Source organism: Nocardiopsis sp. RV163 (assembly GCF_001029525.1).
GTDB classification, from domain to species: Bacteria; Actinomycetota; Actinomycetes; order Streptosporangiales; family Streptosporangiaceae; genus Nocardiopsis; species Nocardiopsis dassonvillei.
On the sequence record NZ_LEKI01000322.1, the window covers coordinates 1 to 1746 of the forward strand.

Sequence of the window (1746 nt, forward strand, 5' to 3'; positions counted from 1 at the left end):
GCCGGGTGCCAAGAAGGCTTGCTACCGTAATCCGGCAACGGAGCATAGCCCCGAGCTGGATGCCAGTCCAAACCACTCGGATCCGTGAGCGAGGCAGGGTTGTTGTTCGAGTACAGGTACCCGTTCATCTTCTGAGCATCGGCCAGGTCCATCAACGGGTCCACCGAGATGAACCGGCCCAGCGCCGCGTCATACGCTCGCGCACCCAGTTGGGTCAGCCCCGTGGACTCATCGACCGTGCCGTCCACGAACCCGCGCTCACCCGGCCACTCGCCCGCGGCCTCACGGTTCTCACCGAACACGGTCATCCGCCGCTGAACGACCTCTCCCCAGACCGCGTCCACCGCCATCTCGCCCGTGCCGTGGTGGTCGGAGAACACCCAGTGCAGATCCCCGTCGTTCTCGCGCACCGCGACCGTCTCACCCGCGTGCTCGAAGTAGCGCGTGGCCTCCTCGGTTCCGGCGGTCGGATCCCAGGCCCCCTAGCCTGCTTCCTCAAGAGACAAGAAAGCTCAAACCAAGGTAGCTGAAAAAAACAAGCGCCCATATTACTGGGAAGGCGAGGAGATTCAGATGAGGACTCATTTTAGTGCCAGGGTCCTCCGCTGCATGGCCAGCGGAGTAATCACTAACACACTGGTTGAGAATGCGCACAGCACGGTTGGCACTCGGGCTACCAAACAAAGCCGTGAGGAGCGACCCCTCAAACGCCGCAGGCTTGAGGGAATCACCGTTCTTCAACTCTATAACCAAAGCACCGCCTGGCGCCACAATATCACGCACCTGAGCCATCGGAACCGAAGTCTTTGTTATATAATCACGGACGATCAGAAAATCATCACCAATTTCAACACTCCTCCAGAAACCAACCTTGACACTCAGCCATATCGACAGGCTTGCCGCAGTAGATACCACAAAAGCAGAGTTCATTTGGAATTCTCCAGACCCCGCCCACAGGGCAAACAGCGCCCAGACCAGGAATGCGAGAACACATACCAGCACCTGCATCCCTCTATTTCGAACGATCATTCTAACCAATCGCTAACGCCCAGCGAAGGGGTTACTGTACGGCACAGGTCCACCGAACGTAGAACCGCTCGCAATATTAATTGCATAGCCGGCAGATGAAGCACCCCAGTCCACAGGACCCGAGTTCATGTCCCAGCCTTGGAAGATTCCCTCTCTACGTTGAGGGTTTCCCGACCTGGGATTATAATCCCACCTTTGCGTGCCGGTTCGGACGGTAGGCCTCGATCGCATTGAACTCAAAGCTCCTCGCCACGTACCAGCAGCCAATCTACCGACGCCGAGAGCAGCACCTCCGCCCATACCAAGCATCAGAGCACTCCACCCATGCTCTCTCCAGTTGACGGAAACATCGATAGCTGCGTCCATCCCAACGTTTGCCGCAAGGACTGCCCCGCCGGCCACGAGACAGGAGCCCGCAGAAACGAATACGCAAGCGCCAAATGCAGCCCAACCCGCGACTTGCGAAATGGTGCCCCAGTTGTCCATCGTCCATTCTGACGCGCTACCCCATGCATCAGATGCCCAGTTTCCTGCGCTCTCCCAGAAGGTGGGAGGGACGTGCTTTGGAGCAGATGCTTCTCTAAGGGCTTCGTCCTTTGACGAAACCACATAATTATTGAATCTCCTATAATTAGCGCCTGGCGAAGACACCGTGGCGCTGAACGCCCTCTGCACGCTCTGCGGAGGCGGTGCGTAACCGCGTGCCGGGTGCCAAGA

Annotated in this window: 2 protein-coding genes; both read right to left on the reverse strand. The window is 58.1% G+C overall.

The genetic code is table 11. The annotated features are described in order from the left end of the window. Positions 1-410: RHS repeat-associated core domain-containing protein (locus ABD54_RS26450; RefSeq protein WP_047872274.1), on the reverse strand; the 410-nt coding region annotated here is incomplete at its 3' end. Between the two features lie 85 nt (positions 411-495). Continuing rightward, on the reverse strand, positions 496-1008 hold the full coding sequence (locus ABD54_RS28235; RefSeq protein WP_152692095.1) for a hypothetical protein: 513 nt from the start codon (positions 1006-1008) through the stop codon (positions 496-498). Positions 1009-1746: the final 738 nt, after the last annotated feature.